Source organism: Candidatus Marithrix sp. Canyon 246, from assembly GCF_001723685.1.
Classification (GTDB): domain Bacteria; phylum Pseudomonadota; class Gammaproteobacteria; order Beggiatoales; family Beggiatoaceae; genus Marithrix.
Genome location: NZ_MCBX01000003.1, coordinates 68,207 through 90,548, shown reverse-complemented (window position 1 = coordinate 90,548; position 22,342 = coordinate 68,207). Strand labels below are relative to the sequence as shown.

General features: G+C 34.7%; 24 protein-coding genes and 1 pseudogene. 22 read left to right on the top strand and 3 right to left on the bottom strand.

Annotation, left to right across the window (positions count from 1 at the left end):
- Positions 1-85 precede the first annotated feature (85 nt).
- The 7 genes from BHU68_RS02905 to BHU68_RS02875 are packed head-to-tail and all read left to right on the top strand — an operon-like array spanning position 86 to position 6,491.
- Complete coding sequence (locus BHU68_RS02905; RefSeq protein ID WP_069470529.1) at positions 86-808, top strand: vWA domain-containing protein; 723 nt, start codon at positions 86-88, stop codon at positions 806-808.
- Positions 809-813: 5 nt separating this feature from the next.
- On the top strand, positions 814-1,659 hold the full coding sequence (locus BHU68_RS02900) for a PP2C family serine/threonine-protein phosphatase (RefSeq protein WP_069470530.1): 846 nt from the start codon (positions 814-816) through the stop codon (positions 1,657-1,659).
- A gap of 9 nt (positions 1,660-1,668) precedes the next feature.
- Entirely contained in the window at positions 1,669-2,496 is an 828-nt protein-coding gene (locus tag BHU68_RS02895) for a PEGA domain-containing protein (RefSeq protein WP_069470531.1), read from the top strand.
- Positions 2,493-2,918, top strand: coding sequence for a hypothetical protein (locus BHU68_RS02890; RefSeq protein ID WP_069470532.1), 426 nt, complete (start codon positions 2,493-2,495; stop codon positions 2,916-2,918). Before BHU68_RS02895 ends, BHU68_RS02890 begins: the two co-directional genes overlap by 4 nt.
- Before the next feature lie 3 nt (positions 2,919-2,921).
- Positions 2,922-4,214, top strand: a complete 1,293-nt coding sequence (locus BHU68_RS02885) for a protein kinase domain-containing protein (RefSeq protein WP_069470533.1) — start codon at positions 2,922-2,924, stop codon at positions 4,212-4,214.
- A gap of 6 nt (positions 4,215-4,220) precedes the next feature.
- A complete protein-coding gene (locus BHU68_RS02880) occupies positions 4,221-5,606 on the top strand; it encodes an O-antigen ligase family protein (protein ID WP_069470534.1) in 1,386 nt (461 codons plus the stop codon).
- A 36-nt stretch (positions 5,607-5,642) separates the two neighbouring features.
- The gene (locus BHU68_RS02875; protein WP_216092866.1) at positions 5,643-6,491 is read left to right on the top strand and encodes a hypothetical protein; all 849 of its coding nucleotides are present in this window, start codon (positions 5,643-5,645) and stop codon (positions 6,489-6,491) included.
- 55 nt (positions 6,492-6,546) lie between these two features.
- On the opposite strand, the gene BHU68_RS02870 is transcribed toward BHU68_RS02875, so the two are convergent.
- A complete protein-coding gene (locus BHU68_RS02870) occupies positions 6,547-7,839 on the bottom strand; it encodes a KamA family radical SAM protein (RefSeq protein WP_216092580.1) in 1,293 nt (430 codons plus the stop codon).
- Between the two features lie 30 nt (positions 7,840-7,869).
- Here BHU68_RS02870 and cysM point away from each other — a divergent pair, with 30 nt between their 5' ends.
- The 4 genes and pseudogenes from cysM (at position 7,870) to BHU68_RS02855 (ending at position 10,032) form a co-directional block, all read left to right on the top strand.
- The gene (cysM, locus tag BHU68_RS02865; protein ID WP_069470537.1) at positions 7,870-8,757 is read left to right on the top strand and encodes a cysteine synthase CysM; all 888 of its coding nucleotides are present in this window, start codon (positions 7,870-7,872) and stop codon (positions 8,755-8,757) included.
- A gap of 15 nt (positions 8,758-8,772) precedes the next feature.
- Complete coding sequence (locus BHU68_RS02860; protein ID WP_069470538.1) at positions 8,773-9,387, top strand: hypothetical protein; 615 nt, start codon at positions 8,773-8,775, stop codon at positions 9,385-9,387.
- A gap of 54 nt (positions 9,388-9,441) precedes the next feature.
- Positions 9,442-9,525 (top strand): annotated as a pseudogene (locus BHU68_RS18225) (hypothetical protein); the annotation flags it as partial.
- Positions 9,526-9,537: 12 nt separating this feature from the next.
- Positions 9,538-10,032 (top strand): tetratricopeptide repeat protein, encoded by a 495-nt coding sequence (locus BHU68_RS02855; protein WP_141698790.1) that lies wholly within the window; start codon positions 9,538-9,540, stop codon positions 10,030-10,032.
- A 90-nt stretch (positions 10,033-10,122) separates the two neighbouring features.
- Here the strand turns inward: BHU68_RS02855 and rsmG are convergent, their stop codons facing one another.
- A complete protein-coding gene (gene rsmG, locus BHU68_RS02850) occupies positions 10,123-10,725 on the bottom strand; it encodes a 16S rRNA (guanine(527)-N(7))-methyltransferase RsmG (protein ID WP_069470540.1) in 603 nt (200 codons plus the stop codon).
- 32 nt (positions 10,726-10,757) lie between these two features.
- On the opposite strand from rsmG, the gene BHU68_RS02845 reads away from it, so the two are divergent.
- From BHU68_RS02845 to BHU68_RS02795, 11 genes are all read left to right on the top strand, one after another.
- On the top strand, positions 10,758-11,552 hold the full coding sequence (locus tag BHU68_RS02845; RefSeq protein WP_069470541.1) for a DUF547 domain-containing protein: 795 nt from the start codon (positions 10,758-10,760) through the stop codon (positions 11,550-11,552).
- Positions 11,553-11,683: 131 nt separating this feature from the next.
- A complete protein-coding gene (rpsF, locus tag BHU68_RS02840) occupies positions 11,684-12,040 on the top strand; it encodes a 30S ribosomal protein S6 (protein WP_069470542.1) in 357 nt (118 codons plus the stop codon).
- An 8-nt stretch (positions 12,041-12,048) separates the two neighbouring features.
- Entirely contained in the window at positions 12,049-12,321 is a 273-nt protein-coding gene (rpsR, locus tag BHU68_RS02835; protein WP_069470543.1) for a 30S ribosomal protein S18, read from the top strand.
- A gap of 12 nt (positions 12,322-12,333) precedes the next feature.
- Positions 12,334-12,783 carry a 50S ribosomal protein L9 gene (rplI, locus tag BHU68_RS02830; RefSeq protein WP_069470544.1) on the top strand — a complete coding sequence of 150 codons (450 nt, stop codon included), beginning with the start codon at positions 12,334-12,336 and terminating at the stop codon, positions 12,781-12,783.
- A 41-nt stretch (positions 12,784-12,824) separates the two neighbouring features.
- Entirely contained in the window at positions 12,825-14,213 is a 1,389-nt protein-coding gene (gene dnaB / locus BHU68_RS02825) for a replicative DNA helicase (RefSeq protein WP_069470545.1), read from the top strand.
- Positions 14,210-15,283 (top strand): alanine racemase, encoded by a 1,074-nt coding sequence (alr, locus tag BHU68_RS02820; RefSeq protein WP_069470546.1) that lies wholly within the window; start codon positions 14,210-14,212, stop codon positions 15,281-15,283. The genes dnaB and alr overlap by 4 nt, the downstream gene beginning before the upstream one ends.
- Before the next feature lie 83 nt (positions 15,284-15,366).
- Complete coding sequence (locus BHU68_RS02815; protein WP_069470547.1) at positions 15,367-16,542, top strand: aspartate aminotransferase family protein; 1,176 nt, start codon at positions 15,367-15,369, stop codon at positions 16,540-16,542.
- A gap of 11 nt (positions 16,543-16,553) precedes the next feature.
- Complete coding sequence (gene argF / locus BHU68_RS02810) at positions 16,554-17,447, top strand: ornithine carbamoyltransferase (protein WP_069470548.1); 894 nt, start codon at positions 16,554-16,556, stop codon at positions 17,445-17,447.
- 133 nt (positions 17,448-17,580) lie between these two features.
- Positions 17,581-20,322 (top strand): isoleucine--tRNA ligase, encoded by a 2,742-nt coding sequence (gene ileS / locus BHU68_RS02805; RefSeq protein ID WP_102135568.1) that lies wholly within the window; start codon positions 17,581-17,583, stop codon positions 20,320-20,322.
- The gene (gene lspA, locus BHU68_RS02800; RefSeq protein WP_069470549.1) at positions 20,315-20,788 is read left to right on the top strand and encodes a signal peptidase II; all 474 of its coding nucleotides are present in this window, start codon (positions 20,315-20,317) and stop codon (positions 20,786-20,788) included. The genes ileS and lspA overlap by 8 nt, the downstream gene beginning before the upstream one ends.
- A 12-nt stretch (positions 20,789-20,800) precedes the next feature.
- A complete protein-coding gene (locus tag BHU68_RS02795) occupies positions 20,801-22,099 on the top strand; it encodes a citrate synthase (protein WP_069470550.1) in 1,299 nt (432 codons plus the stop codon).
- Positions 22,100-22,120: 21 nt separating this feature from the next.
- On the opposite strand, the gene BHU68_RS16690 is transcribed toward BHU68_RS02795, so the two are convergent.
- Positions 22,121-22,288: an antitoxin gene (locus BHU68_RS16690; RefSeq protein WP_102135569.1), complete on the bottom strand. Its 168-nt coding sequence runs from the start codon at positions 22,286-22,288 to the stop codon at positions 22,121-22,123.
- Positions 22,289-22,342 lie beyond the last annotated feature (54 nt).

Below are 22,342 nucleotides of genomic sequence, written 5' to 3'. Positions count from 1 at the left end.
TTTTTAAAGATTTTAAAAAACTGCCATGACTTTTGCTAGTTAAATTATTATGGTAGTAATTCAAGCAAAATATATAATATAAATTATGACAACAAATATACCTTCACCAAGTGGGGAAGTTGCTAAACGTCCCTTAGAGTTTTTTTGGATAACTGATTATTCAGGCTCAATGAGCGGCCAAAAAATAGCTACATTAAACCAAGCAATTCGTGAGGCTTTACCAGAAGTAAAAAAAGCATTATCTCATCATCCTCAAGTACAAGTCAATATGCGTGTTATTAAATTTGCCGATGATGCTAGCTGGCATGTAGGACCAAACGCTGTATCTTTAGAAAAATTTTCATGGCCAGAATTAGATGTTGATGGAATGACAGCTACTGCCAAAGCAATTGACTTATTAGCTGATGAATTAAGCTTTGAAAAAATGCCACGACGTGGATTACCACCGGTTTGTTTATTAATATCTGATGGTTTCTGCACTGATCCAGAACAAGAATATATTAACGCAATTAATAAGTTAATAACTCAACCTTGGGGTAAAAAGGCAGTACGTTTAGCTATCGCTATAGGTGATGAATCAGATTATGATGAAGATCAATTATTAAAATTTGTCAGTCATAAAGATATTGGTGTTCTTAAAGCAGATAATCCGGCAAAACTTATTAAATATATCAAATGGGCTAGCGTCACTGCTACAATTGGTGCCTCACAGGCTAATCTTAAAGAAAATAGAAATAATGACAATATCATTCTTAGCCCACCTCCTAAATCTCAACCTACATTAGCAGATTCTAATGATGTATTTTAATTACTATGTCATTACAACAAACAGAATTAGGTTGGGTGTTAGCTAATAAGCGGCGTGGTGCTTCTCACCGTAAAAATCATACTGCTTGTCAAGACGCTTATGCAGTTGCTTCTACACGCATAGATGATAAACAATGTCTAGCTATAGCAGTTGCGGATGGGCATGGTAGTAAAGATCATGATTTAAGTCAATACGGCGCAGAGTATGCTGTTGAAATTGCTATCAAAGAATTACTAGCATTTTTTAAAAATTTTTATGCACAAGAAAAGAGTCTAACCTTATTAAAAAAGAATTTTAAAGATAATTTTCCTCGTCGCCTTGGTTTGCATTGGCGTAATGCTATATTAAAAGATGCACTTAATCGTAGATTATCTCTACCGATTGCATTAACACAACAAAATGATACTTATATGATAAAACGCTATGGCACTACTTTATTAGTGGCATTGGTGTTACCAGATATATTACTAATGGGAAAAATTGGGGATGGTGATATACTGCGTTTTACTGCTGAAAATCAAATAGAAAATCTATTTAATGAAAATAATGAATTAATTGCTAATTATACTTATTCTTTATCATCACCGGGTGCAGATAAACTTTGGGAAATTGTTATATTGACACGCAATAAAGGAGAAGCTTTAATATTAGCAACTGATGGTTTAAGTAATGCGTTTATAGATGAAGTACAATTTCATGCTTTTTGCAGTAGTACTTTTCGACGAATTCAGGAATTTGGAATGAAATCAGTTGAATCTGTATTACCACAATGGTTAGATGACTATTCTTCACAAGCAACTGGTGACGATATCACATTAGTCATGTTCACAGATTATTTTCAACTTTCATAAGGTTTTTTCATGAAAACTAGCTTGAATATTGATGATAGTCTTTTAGATAATGCTTCTGAATTAACAGGAATTACTGATAAAAATGCTTTAATAAAAGCAGGTTTAGAAGTCTTGCTAACCAAACAATATCAGCAGCGAGTATTTGATCATCACATAAAAAAACCATATGTGACTCCTAATAAAGCCCTATCACAACTTATTAACCATTATGGTACTTGTTTGTGTGAAGATCCTAAACGTTGTGAAGCTTTATTAAGGGATAGTTGTGGTGGCAAACATCAACGTGAAATCTCATTATTAGTTAATGCTTTAAAAGAAAAAATCACAGAAAATTTGCTGAATCCGCCTCTATGGTTACCAAAAAATCAATTATTTTCTTACTTAACTGCTCGTTTACATAAGGGTTTAGGTTTAGATAAAAAATTATCAGCATGGGCTGTCAGCACTTGGGCTAATTCATTAGATAAACTCTCAAAAGGGCGTTTCTCTGTTAAAGCATTAGCAATTATTAGCCTTGTTCTTTTTTTTAGTATAGTCTTTTTATTGGTTGAACCAGAAGCAACAACACAAGTAAAACTGGAACCAATTGCTCCACAACTGATTGAAAAAAAGCAACCAGCAATCAAAACCATCCCTTTGACCATTCGTTCAAATGTTTATCATGATAAAGTATTTATTAATGGTAAAGCTTATGGAACTACACCATTATATAATATAGCACTCGCACCGGGCTTATATACTTTGCGAATTGAAAAACCAAATTATATTGCATTTGAACAGCAAATTAATTTGCAAAAGACTAAAATCATTAAAGTCAAATTGCGAAGACAAAAATGAACAATTTTCCGCGTAAAAAATTGCAAGAATTAATTAATTCTCATGGCAATACTATATGTGAAGATCAGAAACGTTGTGAAGCATGGTTACAAGATATGTGTGCTGGTAAAAAAAAATATAAAGCTGAAATTTTTGCCTTAATTAATGCTTTAAAACAAAGAGTAGCAGCAGATTTGTTAAATCCACCACGAGGTTTACCAAAGGCAGCTTTATTTAATCGTTTAGTACAACGACTTTATGATAATGTCGGCTTAGATAAAAAAGTTGCTGCTTGGGCAGTAGAAAGTTGGGCACTTGCTTTAGGAGTAGAAATTAAATCATCCCTAACTAAGAATATTAATTATAGTCAAAAACGTATTAATATATTATTAACTATAATATGGTTATTAATTATTTCCATATTAGCATTATTGGTGTTTTAAGCAATGTCATTAGAAAAAGGACAATTAGTTTACGCAAATACCTTAGAACAAAGACTAGTAGTACAAGAAAAATTAGGTGAAGGTGGTCAAGGTGAAGTTTATAGCGTCACTGATGGTGAAAATACCTATGCTTTAAAATGGTATAGCTTTGAACAATCAACGCAAGAACAAAAAGAAGCTATTAATTATTTAGTTAAACAAGGTGGACCAACTGGTATTGCTGGGCAACGTTTTATTTGGCCGCTAGACATAATAACTATAGAACAAATAAAAGAATTTGGCTATTTAATGCCGCTTATTGATACCAATCGTTTTGCAGAATTAGGGGAAGTGCAAGCACATCGTAAACCAGCTCCTAGCTTGCCAACTCTTTGCGAAATATCTTATCAAATTGCCAATAGTTATCGCGCTTTACATTTAAGCGGTTATTGTTATCGTGATATTGCTGCTGGTAATATTATGTTTGACCCAAATAGCGGCGAAGTTTTAATTTGTGATAATGATAATGTAGGTATTAATCGCCAATCCAAATCCCAAGTATGGGGAACTATGGAGTATATGGCACCAGAATTAATACTAGCAAAAGCTGATCCTTCTATTGAAACCGATTTATATGCTTTAGCGGTATTATTATTTAATATTTGGGTATGGCATCATCCATTTCATGGACAAATGGAATATAACATTTATGTTTGGGATATTCCAGCTAAGCGGCGTATTTATGCTGAAATACCAGTTTTTATTTTTGACCCGATTGATAATCGTAATAAATTACCTAATGATCCTGAATATAGTACCGCTAATAAACGTTGGAACTATTGCCCTGCTTCATTACAAGCTTTATTTATTCGCGCTTTTACTGATGGCATTCATAATCCTAGTTCACGTGTAACAGAAGGCGAATGGCAACAGTTATTCTTGCAACTAAAAAATGGTAGTATTAACTGCAATAAATGTCAAGCAGAAAATTTATGGGATCAAGCACCACTTAATTGTTGGCATTGTAATAGCGAAATTCCCATAGCACCTAAATTAGTTTTAACAGATGAAACTAGTCAACAGATTGTATTATTAACTAGTAACAAACAATTATTTACAGAATCTCAGCTTATTGGGCAAGTCGTCCAAAATCCTAATAATCCCAAAATATGGGGAATTAGAAATTTAACGACAATGGAATGGACTGCTCTATTTCCTGACGGAACAAAAAAAGTAATAGAACCACAACGCGCTGCTCCTTTAAGATTAGGCTTAAAACTTAAAATTGGAGAAGTAGCAGCAGAAATTGTGGCTTAAATAAAAATGTCAATTATTATTCTTATACCCGGCTTTATTGCATTTTATTATGCTTTAACACAATCACCACATAAGGCTTTTTTAAAAATTTATGTGCCTGTATTGTTATTTATACCTACTTATTATTATTGGAAAGCCCCGGGTTTACCTGATCCTAATGCTCAACAAGCGGCTATTTTAGCTATTTTAGGAGTTTGGTTTATACGAGGTACCCCGGGGTGGAAGTTTTCATTTACTGATGTATTAGTATTTGGCTTTGCTCTAACACTTATATATTCAGAATATAGCAATGTTGGCTATAAGGAATCACAAAATTTTATTGCCACTGTAATTGGAGCTGTGATAGCACCTTATGTTTTAGCCAAAGCATTAATTGAACCAGCCGGTTTACGGATACAATTTGCTAAAAGCATTGTAATTGTTCTAGCAGTGGTAACTGTATTTGCTTTATTTCAGACCGTGACAAAAGCAGATTTTACTTTATGGCAAAAAGTGATGGGACCATTTTTTGGTGGACAAGGTTGGGAATGGCCGACTCAATATCGTTGGGGTTTACCACGCGCCGCCGGTCCATTTGGTCATGCTATTTTAGCAGGTATTGTAATGGTTGTAGGCTATCGAATTCAACGTTGGTTACAGTGGAGTCAAGCATGGCCTCAACGTCCAGCTCAATTACAATGGTTACCAATACCTTTGCCAACTTTATTAACCATTACCTTATTTATAGGGGCATTGATAACTTTAGTACGAGGCCCTTTAAGCGGTGCAATTGTTGCGGCAATTGTACTATTAATTGGTAAAACCAAAAAACGTTGGACGATATTTTGGACACTGGTAGCATTATTTGTAATTGTAGGTATTCCAGCAATCAGTTGGTTTATTAATTATGCCTCTGTAGATCCAGCACTAGCAAGAAATGAAAATCAACAAACAGTAGCATATCGTTGGCAATTGATAGAAAATTATGTTGATATAGCAAATAAACGTTTTGTATGGGGCTGGGGGCGTATGACATGGCCAAAAGTTCCTTCTCAACCTTCAATTGATAATTATTATTTATTGATTTTTTTACAACATGGCATGATGGGTTTAGGATTATTATTAGCTTTATTGTTAAGTATGATGACGCGCTTATTTGCTCATGCAATGTTACAACCAGTAGCTCAGCCATTAGGTAGCTCACTAGGTTTTACTTTGTTTAGTATATATATTGTAATAGTTTGGTCAATAGCTACAGTTTGGCTAGGAGAACAAACCATTTATCTATTATTTTTATTGTTAGGTTGGAGTGAAGGTTATTTATTATTTTATAATCAAAACTTACAAAAAACCACTAGTGGATTAGTGGCTGCTGCACCAGAACCTAAGTTTCGATTTAGGCGGATTTTGTGATAAGATATAATTTTTTAAATAACTTATAAGACCATTATGAATCATATGTATATTAAAACATCAATGTTTTTAGTAGCATTTTTATTCTCAGCTTGTGCTACCACAGAAACACCGCCACCAGAAGCAAAACCCATAACAGTCGTAGATGAAGCACCCAAACCTAAATACATCCAAGTTGCAATGGCTGAAGCTAAGGAAATTGGACACAAAATTTGGATGAATGAAGGTTCTGCGAAAGTAGAACATTTAACCGCTTGGAATAAAGGTGAAAATTTTGCCTCACTAGGTATTGGTCATTTTATTTGGTATCCTGCCGCTCAAGAAGGACGTTTTCATGAAACTTTTCCTGATTTAATCGCCTTTTTAGAACAACAAGGAGTAGCAACTCCAACTTGGTTACCTGAAGATGCCCCTTGGAAATCTCATGAAGCCTTCAAAAGGGATCAGAACAGTTCTCGCATGAATGAATTACGTACATTGCTTGAAAATACTATCCCTCAACAAGTACAATTTATTATTCAACGTTTAGAAAAAGCATTACCAATTATGTTGGATAGCTTAACTTCTGAACGAAAACGTGATCATGTACGTGAACAATTTTATCAAGTAGCAAATGCCAGACCTAATGGTATTTATGCCCTAATTGATTATGTTAATTTCAAAGGTGAAGGTACTAAACCGACTGAACGTTATAATGGTCAAGGCTGGGGCTTATTACAAGTCTTAGAAAATATGTCAAATAATGCTGATGATGTTATGACAGAATTTGCCAACAGTGCTGAATATGTACTGAAACGTCGTATTCAAAATTCTCCAGCACAACGTAATGAATCTCGCTGGTTTGCTGGTTGGAAAATTCGTACCAAAACTTATATGTATAAATAATTTAGTAAATTACTCCACTTACTTCCCCTTTTTTTGAAAGGGGACATGCTTGATATTATTGTTTTTCAAAGAAAAACTGTTTTTCTCCAAATGCTGGTTCTAAATGATTCAACCAAGTTGCTTTAGGGTCATATTTGGCAAAAAATGGTTTTTGCACCCATTCAGGATTACGCCCCTGAATAAAGCGCAATACAAATACTTTTTCTCCTTGAATTTCTGTAACTCCCTGAATTTCAACCTTACCCGGACCAGCACTCATTGATGGACCACGCGCTGTACGTGCTAAACCAGAAACTTTTTGTATAGCTTGACGATAAATTTCCCATGCTTTAGCTAAAGGTATTTCAAAATAATTACAGGCTCCAGTATCGCGTTCTACAAACATATAATATGGAATAATCCCTAATTTCACTTGTTCACGCCATAGTTTTGCCCAAACTTTATGATCATCATTAATATGTGCTAATAAAGGCCCTTGACTGCGAATTTCTGCACCAGTATTACGAATCCTACGAATCGCTTCATGTGCTATAGGTGGTTCTAATTCACGCCAATGATTATAATGTGCCATAATGGCAACATGTTTACCAGATTTTACAAGCTTTTCCAGCAACTCTAACAACTCATCTGCATCATCATCTGTAACAAAACGATATGGCCAAAAAGTCAAAGCCTTGGTACCAATACGGATGGTTTGTACATGAGATAATTCTGGGCTTAACAAAGTTTCCAAATATGGTCGTAGATTTTTGGTCTTCATAACCATAGGATCACCACCAGTAAATAAAATATCAGAAACTTCAGTATGAGTTTTCAAATATGTGTGTAATTGGTCTATTTCATGTGAGGCAAAACGCAAATTTTTATCGCCTACAAACTGTGCCCAACGAAAGCAAAAGGTACAATAACTATGACATACTTGTCCTTGACTTGGAAAAAATAGAACTGTTTCTTTATATTTATGTTGTATGCCCTTGACTGGCTCATTATTTAATGATGGAACATTTAAATCCATTTGTCCAGCAGGATGAGGATTGAGTTCAGCGCGTAATTCTGTAGCTAGTTTTTTGACTAATTGTGGTGCTGGATTTTGTTTTAATAAAGATGCCATACGTTCATAACTGGTTTGCTCTAACATACTTTGTTGAGGAAAAACCAATTGAAATATTGGATCATCAGGAATATTATTCCAGTCAATTAATTCATTTATAACATAGTTATTGACCCTAAAAGGCAATACATTTGCGACTACTTGCATAGAAAAAAGCATGTCTTGAGGTATTTTTTGTAATGCTTCGATCTTATCAAGTTGGCGATTGGTATAAACCTTAAAAATTTGTTGATTCAATATAAATTTACTCCATTAAAAAAATAAGTTATGAAATTTCCAAGCATAGAAAATTTTGTTGGTAATACACCACTGGTTCGTTTACAACGATTAAATCCTAATAATAATACCATTTTACTAAAATTAGAAGGTAATAATCCTGCTGGTTCAGTTAAAGATCGCCCTGCTTTGAGTATGATTCAAGAAGCGGAGCTACGAGGTGAGATTAAACCGGGCGATACATTAATTGAAGCAACTAGCGGCAATACTGGTATAGCTTTAGCTATGGTAGCCGCTATTAAGGCTTATAAAATGGTATTGATTATGCCAGAAAATATGAGTCTTGAACGGCGACAATTAATGAAGGCTTATGGCGCAAAAATTATACTAGTATCACAACAAGGCAGCATGGAAGAAGCACGTGATTTAGCTATAAAAATGCAACAAGAGGGTAAAGGCAAAATTTTAAATCAATTTGACAATCCCGATAATCCCTTGGCTCATTATAAAACAACTGGACCAGAGATTTGGCGCGATACAGAAGGAACAATCACCCATTTTGTAAGTGCAATGGGTACTACTGGCACTATTATGGGTACTTCTCGTTATTTAAAAGAAGTCAATTCAGAAATACAAATTGTTGGATTGCAACCAGCCCAAGGGGCTAAAATACCCGGAATTCGCCGCTGGTCTAAAGAATATTTACCAAAAATCTTTGATGAAACACGAGTAGATAGCATTATTGATATTGACCAACAAAGCGCGGAAAATACAACACGCGCTTTAGCAGTTGAAGAAGGTATTTTTTGCGGTATTTCATCAGGTGGTGCAGTAGCAGGAGCCTTGCAATTATCTGAACAAGTCAATAATGCAATAATTGTAGTAATTATTTGTGATCGAGGCGATAGGTATTTATCTACTGGAATATTTCCTGAATAACCGGAGTGCATAACTATGCCACAGTTATATCTTAACCGTAAAGATATAAAACATGATTTTAAAAAGTTGATGCAAATAAGAATGAATCATGATTTGTATCATAAACTGATGGATAGTTTACCAGTTTCTATACTGACTAAACTGGGCTTATCCATTTTGGAAGGATTTGATCTGATTAGAGTTGATGAGAGAGAAGCTGATAATACTTTTGAAATTGCGTTAATCTCAAAAACGGAAGAAAAAGTCATTTATTACAATAAAGTCATTATTGTGAATGATGTTTTTTTAAATTCTCGCCCAGCAACACAAATCTTATTGTGGCGAACTGTAGATCCTAAATATAAAGGATTAACAGCTGGTTTAGCTGAAAAAATATTTTTTGAGTATATTATTGAAACTTACGATATTATCATGAGCGATAACATTCAAACAGAACAGGGGATGTTTTTTTGGCAAACGCGATTACTGCAAGCGATAGATAAAGGATTATTTACCTATCTTTATGATTATATAAATGGAAATTTATTCAGGCTTAATCGCCAAACTCTTGAAGAAAAAAATGAAGAAATTTGGGGAGAAGAAGAAGATTATCAATATCAATTAGCTGTTATTTCTAAATTTTGCATATAAAAACTTTGTATATCGTTATATGATCTGGAAATAATAGTATGCTTTTTTTGATTTATAATTATATATAGATTAGGTTTATTGTATGAAGAAGCTAATCAATTCGAGGAAGCAGAAAAAGTATATAGGAAATCAGTCCAGATTAAGGAAAATTTGGGAATAATTTTTGGTAAAAATGGTGCTATAGCAAATTGGAATGCATTAGCTTGTATAACAGAATCTCTTGGTAAAGACAAAGAATCTGAAGCTTGGTATCGAAAAGCAATCGAACATGGAAAAGATATGGTAATAGCATCATTATTAATGAATAACCTTGCTAATCTATTGCAAAATAATCCCAACCGTTTACCTGAAGCCCAACAATTCGCCGAGCAAGCCTTAGCAATTAAAAAAACTTTAGACCCTGAAACTGCGGAAATTTGGAAAAATTATGAAGTTTTAGCCCGGGAAGCCAAAGCCAATTTTGCTGGTACACAGTATGAATTAAAACAGGAATATAGCGAATTGATTTTAGCAGTGGCACGGGGCGAAAATGTAGCAGCGGCTTTGAAACGCTATGATGACGAAAGAGATGTGGATTTTGTGTGTGAGCCGTTGAATTATGAAGAAGCACCAATTATGTCTGAATCAGGATTTTCAGGATTTTAGAATTTTCAGAATGGGTTTTGGAGTTTTATTACTTCGTTTCTGTTAATTCTAAAATCCTGTAAATTCTGATTCAGACAATTAGGTATTTATCTACAGACGTATTTTAACCAAATGTCGTGCAGCTTGCAAATATGGAATTTTTAAAGGTATTATTTTTATAGATGCTTGTATTTCTGCTATTTCAGGTTTCTTACCTTTCATAGCTAATAAGCAGCCGCCATTTGAACATAATCTTTCAGTTTGCATATAAAAACTTTGTATATCGCTATATGCTCTGGAAATAATAGTATCAAATAGTTTTTGATCATTAAAATTCTCAATACGTGAACATACAGCCTCAACATTATCAAGTTTTAACTCAATTATAACTTGCTTGATAAAACGAATTTTTTTTGCATTACTATCAACTAAAACACATTGCCAATCTGGGCGTGCGATTGCCAATAATAATCCCGGTAAACCAGCTCCTGTACCAACATCTAAAATTCGCGTTCCACAAATATAAGGCAATACAGCTAAACTATCTAATACATGCTTAGGTATCATTTCTTCATCAGCTATTGCAGTTAAATTATAAACGCGATTCCATTTTTTCAGCAAAACCAGATAATCTAATATCTGTTGTTGGTGTTTGGTATCAATATTTATATCAAGTGAATTTAACCCTTGACTAAACAAGTTTAATATGTTCATATATAAAATCATTCTAAATTAGAGAATTAAGTATGATGCAGTTAAAATATGCAGTTGCAATATTGTTATTAACAATAGTTGGATCTGTAAATGCCGCTCCTCAAGCGCGGTTAATGCCATTCTGGAATCACAGCAATGGAGCCAATAAAGTCAAAATTAATCATAATGCTTGGCAACAAATTTTAAACGGCTATTTAATAGCTTCTGATATTAACCGTTTCAACTATGCAGCTTTAAAAGCTAATAAAAGAAATCGTAATAAGTTAAATGCGTATATTAGATCTTTAGAAGCCATAAATCCACGCCGCTATTCAAAGAAAGTACAAAAAGCATATTGGATTAACTTTTATAATGCTTTGACAGTAAAGGTAGTTGTCGATAATTATCCGATTTCTTCAATTAAAAAAATTGGCTGGTTTGGCAGAGGTCCTTGGAATAATAAATATGTTACTGTATTGGGTAAAAAATTAAGCTTGAACAATATTGAACATAATATATTACGTCCAATTTGGCGCGATAATCGAATACATTATGCAGTTAATTGCGCTAGTCTTGGTTGCCCTAATTTAGCTGCAACAGCTTATACTTCTGCAAATACAGAAAGCTTATTAAATAATGCGGCAATAAATTATATCAATCATACACGTGGTGTACAGTTTAAGGGTCGCAAATTAGTCATTTCTCGTATTTATCAATGGTATCAAGTTGATTTTCGCAATGTCAAACAACATTTAATCAAATATGCTAAACCACAGCTAGCTAAACGACTTAGAAATTATCGTGGCTCATTCAATTATGATTATAATTGGACTGTGAATCAGCTTTAATAGCTTTTTTTTGATGTTTTTCTAAACATTGTTGTAATTTACATTCAATTATTATATAATATAATGTTTTTATTTCTCCTTGCTTTATGATAATTATAAACATAAAGCTGTTTAACCCGTAAGGAGTTTCTATGAAACACTACGAAATACTATTTCTTGTTCATCCTGATCAAAGTGAACAAGTAGAAGCAATGATTGAACGTTATCAAGGTATCATTACCAATAATAATGGTAATATTCACCGCCTTGAAGATTGGGGAAGGCGACAATTGGCTTATCCGATTAATAAAATACATAAAGCTCATTATGTATTGATGAATATTGAATGTGATACTGAAGTAATTGAAGAAATTTCTACCGCATTTCGTTTTAATGATGCAGTAATTCGTCATATGATTATGAATCAAAAAAAGGCAATTACTGAAGTATCTCCATTATTCAAAGAGAATCCGGCTGAGAAAAAAGCTGAGAAATCTAGCCATTATTAAATGATATTATGAGAAATTTTAAAAACAAGAATAAGCAAAAACGTAACACCCAATCACGCTTTTTTCGTCGTAAAAGATATTGCCGTTTCACTGCTGAAAATATTGAAACCATTGATTATAAAGATTTAGCCGTCTTAAAAGCTTATGTTACCGAAACAGGTAAAATTGTGCCAAGCCGTATTACAGGAACTAAAGCTCGTTACCAAAGACAATTAGCACAAGCAATAAAACGCGCTCGTTACTTGGCATTATTACCTTATAGTGATGCACACGATAATTAGGAGTTTAGTACAATGGAAGTAATTCTTCTCGAAAAAATCAAACATTTAGGTAATTTAGGCGATAAAGTTGTCATTAAAAATGGCTATGGTCGTAATTACTTGATTCCTCATGGAAAAGCCGCTGCTGCTACTGCTGATAATCTTGCTGAATTTGAAGCTCGTCGTGCTGAATTTGAAAAAAATCAAATTGATGTACTAGAAGACGCGAAAAAACGTGCAGAACAATTACAAGAAATTATAGTTGAAATTGCAGGTAAAGTTGGTCTTGAAGGTAAACTATTTGGTTCTGTTAGTGCCGCTGATATTGCTCAAGCGATTAATAAAGGTGGTATTCAAATCTCAAAAAATGAAATTAGTTTAAAAGATGGACCAATACGACATGTAGGTGAATATGATGTTGATGTTCATTTACATCCAGACGTAAATTCTTTTGTAACTATTCAAGTTATTTCAGAAAGCTAAGTTTTAATTTACCATACTATTTTAGTATGGTAATCCTCAAAATGCAAAGTCATGTTCCCCAAGATAGAGAAGTTGAATCCTTAAAAACCCCCCCATTTTCAAAAGAAGCTGAACAGTCCGTTTTAGGTGGCTTGATGCTGAATAATGAAGCATGGATTTCTATTGCCGATGTAGTCATTGAAGCTGATTTTTATTTACCAGAACATCAAATTCTATTTCGTGCAATTAAGTCATTATCTGAAGAGGGTCAGCCTTCTGATGCAGTAACTTTAGGTGAATGGTTACAAAGACATGATAAATTAGAAAAAATTGGGGGTGGTGTATATTTAGCTTTATTAGCTAATAACACGCCTAGTGCTGCCAATATTGAAAATTACGCAGAAATCGTACAAGAACGTTCCATTTTACGCCAATTAATACAAGTTGGTCGAAAGATTATGGAAAGTGCATTAAATACCAAGGGACAAAAAAGCTCTCAACTGCTAGATAATGCCGAAAAATTAGTCTTTGAAATAGCAGAACTAGGCGCACATAAAAATACTGGTTTTCAGGATATGAAAACTATTGCCAGTAAAACGCTAGATCGTATAGAATATCTATCTGAACAACAAGGAAGTATTACTGGAGTAGAAACGGGATTTAAATATTTCGATGCAGAAACATTAGGCTTACAATCTTCAGACTTAATAATTGTTGCAGGGCGACCATCTATGGGTAAAACAACCTTTGCAATGAATATTGCTGGACATGTAGCAGTAAATAATAACTTGCCAGTAGCTGTGTTTAGTATGGAAATGTCAAGTGAACAATTAATGATGCGTTTAATTTCATCTACAGCGGAAGTCCATCTACAAAATATACGTACCGGTAAATTAAATAATGATGAATGGTCAAAGTTGACGCAATCTCTCAGTAAATTAGAATCATCATTATTATTTATTGATGACTCACCAGCATTAAGTCCAACAGATCTACGAGCTAGAACACGCCGCTTAGCGCGTGAACATGGTCAACTAGGCTTAATTATAATTGACTATTTACAACTAATGCAAGTTCATGGTAGCAACGAAAATCGCGCCACCGAAGTTTCTGAAATTTCTCGTTCCCTGAAGTCATTAGCCAAAGAATTAAATGTACCAGTAATAGCTTTATCTCAATTAAATCGTAGCTTAGAACAACGACCAGATAAAAGACCTAAAATGTCAGACTTGAGAGAATCGGGTTCCCTAGAGCAAGATAGCGATCTAATAGTATTTATTTACAGAGACGAAGTTTATGATCCTGATAGTCCCGATAAAAACATTGCTGAAATTATTATTGGTAAACAACGTAATGGTCCTATTGGAATGACTAAGTTGTCTTTTCAGGGAAGATTCACCAAATTTGCAGATCTATCTACAGATTCTTTTCACGGAGAAGAAGTAACATGAGCCGTCCCACTAATGCCTTCATTGATAGCGGAGCTTTACGTGCTAATTTACAACGAGTTAAAGATTGCGCCCCTGAACAATCTATTATGGCTGTTGTAAAAGCAAATGGCTATGGTCATGGTGCTGTTAAAATTGCTAATACATTAGAATCCGAAGTCGATGCTTTTGCTGTTTGTTGTCTTCAAGAAGCATTGGTATTACGGGATGCTGGTATTAAGTTACCAATAGTTTTACTTGAAGGTTTTTTTCAAGCAGAAGAATTAGAGATAATTGTAGAACATCAATTACAAATTGTTCTTCATACCCCCAAGCAATTTGAAGCTATAGTCCAATCTCAAGTTGAACAACCTATACATATATGGTTAAAAGTTGATACTGGAATGCACCGTTTAGGTTTTAGCCCCACGGAAATTGAACCTATTTATAAGTTATTATCACAATGTCAACAAGTTGCTGATCCTATTCGTTTAATGAGCCATTTATCTTGTGCTGATGATCTTAAAGATAATACAACCAAACAACAAACTCAAATATTTTTAGATTTAGCCAGAAATTTAAATCTGGAAGCATCATTAGCTAATTCAGCCGGAGTTTTAGGATGGTCTCAAACTCATGCAAATTGGGTACGCCCGGGAATTATGTTATATGGAGTTTCGCCATTTCTGAACAGCGTCGCTCAAGATGATGGTTTACAGCCTGTAATGCAATTACAATCATCCTTAATGAGCATCAAACGATGTCGCAAAGGTGAAGCAATTGGTTATGGAGCAACATGGCATTGCCCACAAACCATGCCAATTGGTATAATTCCAATTGGATATGCAGACGGCTATCCACGTCATGCACCTTCAGGAACTCCAATTTTAGTAAATGGTAGAAGAGTACCCTTAATTGGTAGAGTTTCTATGGATATGATAATAGTAGATTTACGTAATCAACCTAATGCTCGTGTAGGTGATCCAGTAATATTATGGGGTAAAAATTTACCAGTAGAAGAAATTGCCAGCCTATCAGGTACTATTGCTTATGAATTATTGACTCATGTTAGTAATAGAGTTCAACTTAGTTAAAAATTAAATCAACACAATGTGTTATAATTATATTTAATGACAACAACAGTCTTTTAAAGACTGTTTTTTTTTGGAATTCAATTATGAGTACTTTAATGTCTAATTATGCTCCTCTACCCGTTAGCTTTGTAAAAGCCAAAGGTGCGTGGTTATCGGATGAGCAAGATAAAGCTTATTTAGATGCTGTTTCAGGTATAGCCGTTTGCAATTTAGGTCATTCTCATCCAGCAATAAGTTCTGCTATATGCGAACAAGCAAAGAAGTTATTACATACTTCTAACCTCTATAATATTAAAAATCAACAAGCTTTAGCAGATAAATTAATGCAAATCTCTGATATGGAGAAGGCATTTTTTTGTAATTCAGGGGCTGAAGCTAATGAAGCTGCAATAAAATTAGCGCGTTTATATGGTCATCAAAAAGGTTTAAAATGTCCAACTATTATTGTTGCTGAAGGTTCATTTCATGGGCGAACCTTAGCCACTTTAAGTGCTACTGGTAATCCTAAAATCCGAGCTGGATTTGCACCTTTAGTAGAAGGCTTTGTTCGAGTGCCTTATAATGATATAGATGCCATACTCAATATAGCATCACAAAATTCTGAAGTGGTAGCTGTGCTGGTTGAACCAGTTCAAGGTGAAGGTGGAGTAGTCATTCCTAGCGATGACTATTTAACTAAATTACGCTCTATATGTGATCAGCATCAATGGTTATTAATGCTGGATGAAATCCAAACCGGAATTGGGCGTACTGGAAAATGGTTTGCTTATCAACATCTTGATATGATTCCTGATGTTTTAACTTTGGCTAAAGCATTAGGTAATGGAATACCAATTGGTGCTTGCTTAGCGCGTGGTGAAGCGGCTAATGTATTTCAACCGGGTACGCATGGTTCCACTTTTGGCGGTAATCCTTTAGCTTGTAAAACTGCTTTAGCAGTGATTGAAACTATTGAACTGGAGAATTTATTACCACGAGTAAATCAGTTAAATAATATTTTTATTGAAGGATTTATCGCCGCTTTAAATGGTATTAAAGGTGTACGAGATATTCGTACCAAAGGTTTAATGATTGGCATTGAACTTGATCAGCCTTGTGGAGAATTAGTTAGTCAAGCCTTAGAACAAGGCTTATTAATTAATGTTACCGCAGCAAATGTTATTCGCTTATTGCCACCTTTTATTATCACTGATGCAGAAGCGAATAAAATTGTGCTTACGGTAAGTGATTTGATTAAAAATTTTTTTGATGCTATATAAAGGAGAAAAAAATGGCATATCGTCACTTTTTAAGTTTGATGGATTTATCTAAAGATGAATTACAACAATTAATTGCTCGTGCTATTGAACTTAAAACACAAAAAACAATCTATGAACCATTAAAAAACAAAGTCGCTGGAATGGTGTTTGAAAAATCATCCACTCGTACTCGCGTTTCTTTTGAAACTGCTATGGCTCAATGTGGAGGCAGCGCGATATTTTTATCACCGCGTGATACTCAATTAGGGCGTGGTGAATCAATTGAAGACATGGCGCGAGTATTATCTAGTATGGTTGATTGTATTATTGTACGTACTGATGCCCATGATAAGATTGAAAAATTTGCTGAATATTCAGTAAAACCAGTTATTAACGCCTTAACTGATCTCCACCATCCTTGCCAATTATTAGCAGATGTACAAACTTATGTTGAACATCGTGGTAGTATTCAAGGTAAAAAAGTTGCTTGGATTGGAGATGGTAATAATATGTGTCATTCCTATATGGAAGCAGCACATCAATTTGATTTTGAATTAGTTATTGCACATCCAGTTGGTTATGAACCTGATGCAAATTTATTAAATAAATTTAAGGATCATGTTAGATTAAGTCATAATCCAGAACAAGCAGTTACTGATGCTGATTTAATCTCTACTGACGTTTGGGCAAGCATGGGGCAAGAACAAGAACAAACAGAACGCGCTAAAATTTTTGCTGCTTATCAAGTCAATAATAAATTAATGTCATTAGCAAAATCAGATGCTTTATTTATGCACTGCCTACCAGCTCATCGTGGCGAAGAAGTAACTGCGGATATTATTGATGGTAATCAAAGTGTAGTCTGGAATCAAGCAGGAAATCGCTTACATTCACAAAAAGCATTGCTTGAATTTTTATTAGCATAAATTAAATGCCCACCAAATGGTGGGTTTCGCTTGCGCTCTACCCACCCTACAACTACAACTACTCATTTTTTTATGTAGGGTGGGTAGAGCGACAGCGAAACCCACCATTTGGGTGGAGAAAGAGAATTATATCGTGAGTCAATATAAAGATACTTTAAATTTACCTAAAACCAAATTCCCCATGCGGGGTAATCTACCAAAACGTGAACCCGAATTTTTGAAGCATTGGGAACAGCTAAAAATATATGAAAAGCTGAGAGAACAGCGGAAAGATCAGCCTAGTTTTATCTTACATGATGGTCCCCCTTATGCTAATGGTGATATTCATATTGGTCATGCTGTCAATAAAATCTTAAAAGATATTATTATAAAGTCTCGGACTTTAAGTGGTTATAATACACCATATGTTCCGGGTTGGGATTGTCATGGCTTGCCAATTGAATTAGAAGTAGAAAAGAAGGTTGGTAAAGCAGGGCATAAAGTTGATGCTATTCAATTTCGTGAGTCTTGCCGTAAATATGCCCAACGTCAAGTCAATAAGCAACGTACTGATTTTCAAAGATTAGGTATTATTGCTGATTGGGATAATCCTTATTTAACCATGAATTATAAAACTGAGGCTGATATTATTCGTGCCTTGGGAAAAATTATAAAAGCTGGTTATTTAGATAAAGGTTTTAAGCCAGTTCATTGGTGTACAGATTGCGGTTCTGCCTTGGCAGAAGCTGAAGTTGAATATGAGGATAAATCTTCTACTGCTATTGATGTGCGTTTTGCTGTTATTGATGAAGCAAGCTTATTAGAACGCTGTCATCATGCTCCAGATCATTATGGTAATGGACCATTGTCAGTAGTAATTTGGACTACTACTCCTTGGACTTTGCCAGCTAATCAAGCAGTAGCTTTACATCCAGAATTGGAATATTCTGTGGTGCAATGTGAAGGTGAACGTTTAATTGTTGCTGAAGCTTTATTAAAAGATACTATGTTGCGATATAATATTGAAAAATATCATGTAATAGCATATTGTCAAGGTAAAGATTTAGAAGGTTTACAATTACAGCATCCGTTTTATGATCGTCAAGTACCTATTATCTTAGGCACACATGTCACTACAGAAGCAGGTACTGGTGCTGTACATACAGCCCCCGGGCATGGTCAAGAAGATTATGTGGTTGGTAGTCGTTATAATTTACCAATTGAGAATCCAGTTAATGAAAGAGGCGTATTTTTACCTGATACCCCTTTATTTGCTGGCAAACATGTATTTAATGCCAATGAAGATGTTATTGAAGAACTAAAACTTCGTGAACGTTTATTAGCTATACATAATATTCGCCATAGTTACCCTCATTGTTGGAGACATAAAACCCCAATTATTTTCCGTGCTACTCCTCAATGGTTTATTAGCATGGATAAGCAAGGTTTACGACAAAAAGCGATAGATTCTGTAAAAACAGTTAGTTGGATGCCTGATTGGGGTGAGCAACGTATTGAAGGAATGATTGCAAATCGACCAGATTGGTGTATATCACGGCAACGTAATTGGGGTGTGCCAATTACCTTATTTGTCCATAAAACCACTGGCGAATTACATCCAGACACTCTGGAACTAATTGAAACTATAGCGCAGCGCGTTGAAAAAGAAGGCACTGATGCGTGGCTTGACTTCGAGATTGATGATTATAACAAAATTACTGACACTTTAGATGTATGGTTTGATTCAGGTGTCACACATTCAACAGTTTTAGACAAAATTCCCGCAGATCTATATTTAGAAGGCTCAGATCAACATCGCGGTTGGTTTCAATCTTCGCTTTTAACATCTGTAGCAATGAACGATGGCGCACCGCCATACAAAGCCGTATTAACACATGGCTTTACAGTTGATGCCAAAGGCAGAAAAATGTCCAAATCATTGGGCAATGTAATGGCACCACAAAAAGTCATGAAAAACTTAGGTGCAGATATTATACGCCTTTGGGTATCAGCAACAGATTATACTGGTGAAATGACAGTATCTGATGAAATACTAAAACGCATTGCTGACGCTTATCGACGTTTACGTAATACATCCCGCTTCTTACTAGCAAATCTACATGATTTCAATCCAGCTACCGATTGTGTTGAACCTGAAAACATGTTAGCTTTTGATCGTTGGGCAATGGATCGCGCTTGCAAATTACAGCAAGAAATCATAACAGCTTATGACAATTACCAATTTCATCAAGTATATCAAAAACTACATCATTTCTGCGCAGTAGATATGGGTAGCCTCTATCTGGATGTAATTAAAGATCGTCAATACACTTGCCAAACAGACAGTCTTGCTCGCCGCTCAGCCCAAACTGCACTTTACCATATTGTAGAAGCCCTAGTACGTTGGCTAGCTCCAATTCTAAGCTTTACTGCTGAAGATATTTGGCAACATATGCCCGGTGAACGTGGGGAATCAATCTTGCTTGAAACATGGTATCAAGGTTTAGTTGCAAGCCAAGAACAAACAACACAATGGGATAGTGTATTTACAATACGTGAAGCTGTAAGTAAAGAATTAGAAGCACTACGTAATGCTGGCACGATTGGTTCATCATTAGATGCTGAAGTTGAAATTTATTGCAACGAAAAACTGTATAAACAATTAAGTTTCTTAGAAGATGAATTACGTTTTGTATTAATAACTTCATCAGCGCAAATTCATTTATCTACAGACATTGAAGATTTTGAACTTAAAATTAAAGCATCTGAATACACTAAATGTGTACGCTGCTGGCATCATCGCGAAGATGTTGGAACCAATGCCGATCATCCAGAATTATGTGGGCGTTGTGTAGAAAATGTAACTGGTGAAGGAGAACAACGTCAATATGCCTAAAAATTATTTGATGTGGCTATTCTTATCATTAATAATACTGATACTAGATCAAATCACCAAAACATGGGTAAGTACTCATTTATCTTACAATCAACCAGTAAACATATTACCCTACTTTGATTTAAGATTATTACATAACACCGGTGCAGCATGGAGTATTTTAGCTGATCAAGGCGGTTGGCAACGTTGGTTTTTAAGTGCGCTGGCTATTATTGTTAGCATAGTTATTATGATTTGGCTAACTCGCCTTGACAGCAAACAACGTTGGTTAGCTTGTGCATTAGCTTTAATACTAGGCGGAGCATTAGGTAATGTTGTGGATAGACTAATTTATGGGTATGTAGTTGATTTTATAGATATATATTATCAAGCATGGCATTGGCCAGCTTTTAATATAGCTGATATTGGAATTAGCATTGGAGCAGTAATGCTATTAATAGATGCTATTATCTTTAAACAGGAATAATGAGGTAAAAAAATGAGCAAGCAAACAGTAACTATAACAGACAATCGTACAGGAAAATCCATTGAATACCCTATTCACGAGGGCATACATGGACCATCTGTTATTCATTCTCAAAATTTATATAAAGACTTGGGAATGTTTGTTTATGATCCTGCTTTTATGACGACAGCTAGTTGTACTAGTAAAATAACCTTTATTGATGGTGATAAAGGGATTTTATTATATCGCGGCTATCCAATTGAGCAATTGGCAGAACATAGTAGTTATCTTGAAGTTTGTTATTTATTAATAAATGGTGAACTACCTAGACAACAACAAACGATTGATTTTACTAACAATATCAATCATCATACAATGTTGCATGAGGGCTTGCTCGATTTTTACAAAGGCTTTAGACATGACGCTCACCCAATGTCAATGCTTGTTGGTGTGGTAGGAGCATTATCAAGTTATTATCCTGATCAAATTCAAGATATAAAAAATCCAGAACATCGTTATGATGCAGCGATTCGATTACTGGCAAAAATGCCAACTATTGCCGCTAATATTCATAAATACATCATAGGTCAGCCTTATATATATCCGCGTAATAATTTAGGATATGTAGATAATTTTATGAACATGATGTTTTCGGTACCTAAAGAAGACTATAAATTTAGCGAAACGGCTAAAAAAGCCTTAGAAATTATCCTAATATTACATGCAGATCACGAACAAAATGCTAGCACCTCAACAGTACGTTTAGCAGGTAGCTCACAAGCACATCCATTTTCTTGCGTAGCGGCAGGAATTGCAACCTTATGGGGTCCAGCACATGGTGGAGCCAATGAAGCTGTGATTAAGATGTTAGAACAAATAGGTGATATAAAAAATATACCTCAATACATCAAAAAATTCAAAGACAAAAACGATCCCACACGACTAATGGGTTTTGGACATAGAGTTTATAAAAACCACGACCCTCGTGCAACAATCATTAGAAATATTTGTCATAAACTATTAAAAGAATTAGATACAACACAACAACCCCTGTTTGAAGTAGCGATGGAACTAGAACGAATCGCGCTAGAAGATGACTACTTCATTGAACGCAAACTATATCCAAATGTAGATTTCTACTCAGGAATGATATTTAAAGCCTTGGGAATCCCCTTAAATATGTTTACAGTAATGTTTGCAGTAGCGCGAACAGTGGGATGGATATCACAATGGATGGAAATGATGGAAGAACCAGCAGTAAAAATCGGACGACCACGCCAACTATATACTGGATCAGCGCAGCGGGATTATGTGTCTATAGATAATAGATGATGAATAAAGCTGACAGGTTTTTTAAAACCTGTCAGTTAATTCTTGGTAGGGTATTCCAGTTTGTTTTGATTCGTTTTGGAAATCTTCTAATATATCAGTTTCTACTTTAATCGTAATTTGTTGTTTTAGTTTTGAAGCATAAGGGTTTTTATGCCCTTTAATATTTTCAAAATCATATTCCTCTTTCATAAACTTTTGCCTCCTTTTTAGTCGCTTTTCGGGCGGAGATAACTCTAATTATAT